The 4,423-nt window shown below is 72.9% G+C and carries 4 protein-coding genes; 1 reads left to right on the top strand and 3 read right to left on the bottom strand.

Translation table 11 applies throughout. From position 1 onward, the window contains the following. Positions 1 to 261: 261 nt before the first annotated feature. Both ABZ371_RS29440 and ABZ371_RS29435 read right to left on the bottom strand, forming a co-directional pair. Complete coding sequence (locus tag ABZ371_RS29440) at positions 262 to 924, bottom strand: response regulator transcription factor (protein ID WP_069169388.1); 663 nt, start codon at positions 922 to 924, stop codon at positions 262 to 264. A 218-nt stretch (positions 925 to 1,142) separates the two neighbouring features. Then, positions 1,143 to 1,802, bottom strand: coding sequence for a DUF3000 domain-containing protein (locus ABZ371_RS29435; RefSeq protein WP_358685232.1), 660 nt, complete (start codon positions 1,800 to 1,802; stop codon positions 1,143 to 1,145). A 92-nt stretch (positions 1,803 to 1,894) separates the two neighbouring features. On the opposite strand from ABZ371_RS29435, the gene hemE reads away from it, so the two are divergent. Then, the gene (hemE, locus tag ABZ371_RS29430) at positions 1,895 to 2,965 is read left to right on the top strand and encodes a uroporphyrinogen decarboxylase (RefSeq protein ID WP_358685230.1); all 1,071 of its coding nucleotides are present in this window, start codon (positions 1,895 to 1,897) and stop codon (positions 2,963 to 2,965) included. An 80-nt stretch (positions 2,966 to 3,045) separates the two neighbouring features. Here hemE and ABZ371_RS29425 read toward each other — a convergent pair whose 3' ends face one another. After that, the gene (locus tag ABZ371_RS29425) at positions 3,046 to 4,413 is read right to left on the bottom strand and encodes an FAD-dependent oxidoreductase (RefSeq protein WP_358685235.1); all 1,368 of its coding nucleotides are present in this window, start codon (positions 4,411 to 4,413) and stop codon (positions 3,046 to 3,048) included. Positions 4,414 to 4,423: the final 10 nt, after the last annotated feature.

Genomic DNA, 4,423 nt, shown 5'->3' with positions numbered 1-4,423 from the left:
CCAAGGGTATCTGTGTATGCGCGGAGCCCGCCGACGGAACGTTCCGTCGGCGGGCTCCGATGCACGTAAACCGGCCGGGCGGGCATCCGTGCGCGTCCGGTCCACCCGTACGGGGCGGAACCCGGCGGGGGTGATCCGGTCCGGCCCGGCAGGGGGGCGTGGGAGGAGGGAGGCCGTGGGGGTCCGGGAAAGTGGTGGGGTGCGGGAAGTCGTGGGGGTGTGACTGATTCGTGGGCGGGGGAGGGGAGGTCGCGGAGCGGGTCAGTGGATGATGCCGGTCCGCAGCGCGACCGCGACCATACCCGCGCGGTCGCCGGTGCCCAGCTTGCGGGCGATGCGGGCGAGGTGGCTCTTGACGGTCAGGGCGGAGAGGCCCATCGAGACGCCGATGGCCTTGTTGGACTGGCCCTCGGCGACCAGGCGGAGCACCTCCACCTCGCGGCCGGAGAGTTCGCGGTAGCCGCCCGGGTGGCTCGGGGACCCGGGAGGCCGGCGGTGCATACGGGCGGCGTTGGCACCGATCGGGGCCATGCCGGGGCGGGTGGGGTGGCCGATGTTGGTACGGGTGCCGGTGACGACGTACCCCTTCACACCGCCCGCGAGGGCGTTGCGTACGGCGCCGATGTCGTCGGCGGCCGAGAGGGCGAGGCCGTTCGGCCAGCCGGCGGCTCGGGTCTCGGACAGCAGGGTCAGCCCGGAACCGTCGGGCAGGTGGACGTCGGCAACGCAGATGTCGCGCGGGTTGCCGACGCGGGGGCGTGCCTCCGCGATGGACGACGCCTCGATGACGTCACGAACTCCGAGGGCCCACAGATGGCGGGTGACGGTGGAACGGACGCGCGGGTCGGCCACGACGACCATGGCCGTCGGTTTGTTCGGGCGGTAGGCGACCAGGCTTGCGGGCTGCTCGAGGAGAACGGACACCAGGCCTCCTGGGGAGTGGCGGGACGGGCCGGCTCGGGGATGAAGCCGGGGCGAACCGTGCTTGAAGGGTCATTGACCTCTTCGGCAGCAGGCACGTCCTCCTTTAGAGGAAGATCGCGATTTAGTGAGTAACAATTCGGGCAAATAGGACGCGCGATCGATTGTACGAAAAGAGAGCCGGTCCCTGTGCGACCGGCTCCCGACGAGGTGACGCAGTGTTACGGCGCCTGGGGCCCGCGGCGCTGGGGCAGCGTCACCACCGTGCCGTCCGTCGCGTCGGACGGCGGCAGACCGGCCAGCTGGCAGAGCAGGTCGCTCCACGCGACGAGATGCGCCGCGACGTCGGGGACCCCGCCGCGTCCCTCGCGCGGCGTCCACGAGGCCCGGATCTCGATCTGTGTCGCCGGACGGCGGGCGGACAGGGCGCCGAAGTAGTGCGAGCCCGCCCGCGTCACCGTGCCGCTCGCCTCCCCGTACGACAGGCCCCGCGCCTCCAGCGCGCCCGTCAGCCAGGACCAGCACACCTCGGGAAGCAGCGGATCGGCGGCCATCTCCGGCTCCAGTTCGGCCCGGACGAGGGTCACCAACCGGAACGTCCCCTGCCAGGCGTCGTGGCCGGACGGATCATGGAGGAGGACCAGACGGCCGTCGGCGAGGTCCTCCTCGCCTTCCACGACCGCCGCCTCCAGGGCGTAGGCATGCGGGGCGAGCCGCTGGGGCGGCCGGGTCGGCTCCACCTCCAGCTCGGGGCGCACACGGGCGGAGCGCAGCGCGTCGACCGCCGACCGGAACGCGGGCGGGACGGAATCGTCCTCCGCGCCCTCCTTGCTGTCAGTGCTGTCGGAATGATCGGAATATTGTCCCTGAGCCGGAGCCATGCCGGGAAGAGTAGGCGGAACCGGGGCTCCGCGCAGGGAGGGACACCCGTGCGGGGTCCGGCTCCTTCGGCCCACGTGCGAAGATTTGGTGTGTGAGTGCCAACGAACGCCCCCCGGGCCTGCAGACGACATCCGCCACCCATGAGTCGGCGTTCCTCAAGGCGTGCCGGCGCGAGCCCGTGCCGCACACCCCGGTCTGGTTCATGCGCCAGGCGGGGCGCTCACTGCCCGAGTACCTGAAGGTCCGCGAGGGCATCGCGATGCTCGACTCCTGCATGATGCCGGAGCTGGTCACCGAGATCACGCTCCAGCCCGTGCGCCGGCACAAGGTCGACGCCGCGATCTTCTTCAGCGACATCGTCGTCCCGCTCAAGGCCATCGGCATCGACCTCGACATCAAGCCCGGGGTGGGCCCGGTGATCGCCGAGCCCGTGCGGACCCGCGCCGACCTGGCCCGCCTCCGCGACCTCACGCCCGAGGACGTCACCTTCGTCACCGAGGCCATGGGCATGCTCACCGCCGAGCTGGGCTCCACACCGCTGATCGGATTCGCCGGGGCGCCCTTCACCCTCGCCAGTTACCTCGTGGAGGGCGGCCCGTCCCGCAACCACGAGCGCACCAAGGCCATGATGTACGGCGACCCCGGGCTCTGGGCGGACCTCCTGGACCGGCTCGCGGAGATCACCGGCGCCTTCCTCAAGGTCCAGATCGAGGCGGGCGCCTCGGCTGTCCAGCTCTTCGACTCCTGGGTGGGCGCCCTGGCACCGGCCGACTACCGCCGCTCCGTCATGCCGGCCTCGGCGAAGGTCTTCGACGCCGTCGCACCGTACGGCGTTCCGCGCATCCACTTCGGCGTCGGCACCGGCGAGCTCCTCGGACTGATGGGGGAGGCCGGGGCGGACGTCGTCGGCGTGGACTGGCGGGTGCCGATGGACGAGGGCGCGCGACGGGTCGGCCCCGGCAAGGCGCTCCAGGGCAACCTCGACCCGGCGGTCCTCTTCGCGCCGACCGGGACGGTCGAGGCCAAGACCCGCGAGGTGCTCGACGCGGCCGCCGGCCTGGAGGGACACGTCTTCAACCTGGGACACGGGGTCATGCCCGCGACGGACCCGGACGCGCTGACGCGGCTGGTGGAGTACGTGCACGAGCGGACGGCCCGCTGAGGAACCGGCTCCCCCGGGGACGCGCGCACGCGTCCCGGGGGAGCCGGTCACCGGCCCGGCGTCCCGCCTCCGGGTGCCGTTCAGGCGCTGCCCGCCTCGCGCACCGCCGAGGCCGCCTTGCGCGCCGCCACCAGGACGGGGTCCCAGACCGGGGAGAACGGCGGGGCGTAGCCGAGGTCGAGTGCCGTCATCGCCTCCACCGTCATGCCGGCGGTGAGCGCGACCGCCGCGACGTCCACGCGCTTGGCCGCCCCCTCGCCGCCCACGATCTGCACGCCCAGGAGCCTGCCGGTGCGGTACTCGGCGAGCATCTTCACCGTCATCGGCCGCGCCCCGGGGTAGTAGCCCGCCCGGCTCGTCGACTCGATCGTCGCCGTGACGTACCGCAGGCCGACCGCCGCCGCGTCCTTCTCGCGGAGCCCGGTGCGGGCGATCTCCAGGTCGCAGACCTTGCTCACGGCCGTGCCGACGACACCCGGGAAGGTGCCGTAGCCACCGCCGGCGTTCGCTCCGATGATCTGGCCGTGCTTGTTGGCGTGGGTGCCGAGCGCGATGTGGCGGGTGCGGCCCGCGACGAGGTCCAGGACCTCCACGCAGTCACCGCCCGCCCATATGTCCTCGTGTCCGACGACCCGCATCGACAGGTCCGTCAGCAGGCCCCCGTGCGGCCCGAGCGGCAGGCCGGCCTCGCGCGCCAGGGTGGTCTCGGGTTCGACGCCGATGCCGAGGACGACCACGTCCGCCGGGTAGCTCTCCTCCTCCGTGGCCACCCCGGTCACCGTCCCGTCCGGACCGGTGAGGACGCGGGTGACGGAGGCGCCGTTCACGGTGGTGATGCCCAGCCCGTCCATGGCCTCGTGGACCAGCCGCCCCATGTCCGGGTCGAGGGTGGCCATGGGCTGCTGTCCGCGGTTGAGGACCGTCACCTCGAAGCCGCGCTTCAGCATCGCCTCGGCCATCTCCACACCGATGTAGCCCGCGCCGACGACGACGGCCCGCCGCCCGCGGGCCCGGTCCACGGACTCCAGCAGTGCCTGGCCGTCGTCCAGGGTCTGCACGCCGTGCACCCCCGGAGCGTTCACGCCGGGCAGGTCCGGGCGGACCGGCCGGGCCCCGGTCGCGATCACCAGCTTGTCGTAGTCCGTCCAGTACCTCTCACCGCTCTCGCGGTCCAGGGCGCGCACCCGCCGCCCGCGGACGTCGATCTCGGTCACCTCGGTGCGCGTGCGCAGATCGATCGAGCGGGCCCGGTGCTCCTCGGGGGTGCGGGCGATCAGCTCCTCGTGCCCGCCGACGTCGCCGCTCACCCAGTACGGGATGCCGCACGCGGAGTACGAGGTGAAGTGGCCGCGCTCGAAGGCGACGACGCTGAGCTCGTCCGGCCCCTTGAGCCTGCGGGCCTGCGGGGGGGGGGGGCGGCCCCCCCCGGCGCCGCCCCCGTCCAACACACCCCCCCCC

The sequence above is a fragment of the Streptomyces sp. NPDC005899 genome (genome assembly GCF_040629645.1).
Taxonomy (GTDB): Bacteria; Actinomycetota; Actinomycetes; order Streptomycetales; family Streptomycetaceae; genus Streptomyces.
The sequence above is the reverse complement of the archived record's forward strand: the minus strand, read 5'-3'. Positions and strand labels throughout refer to the sequence as shown.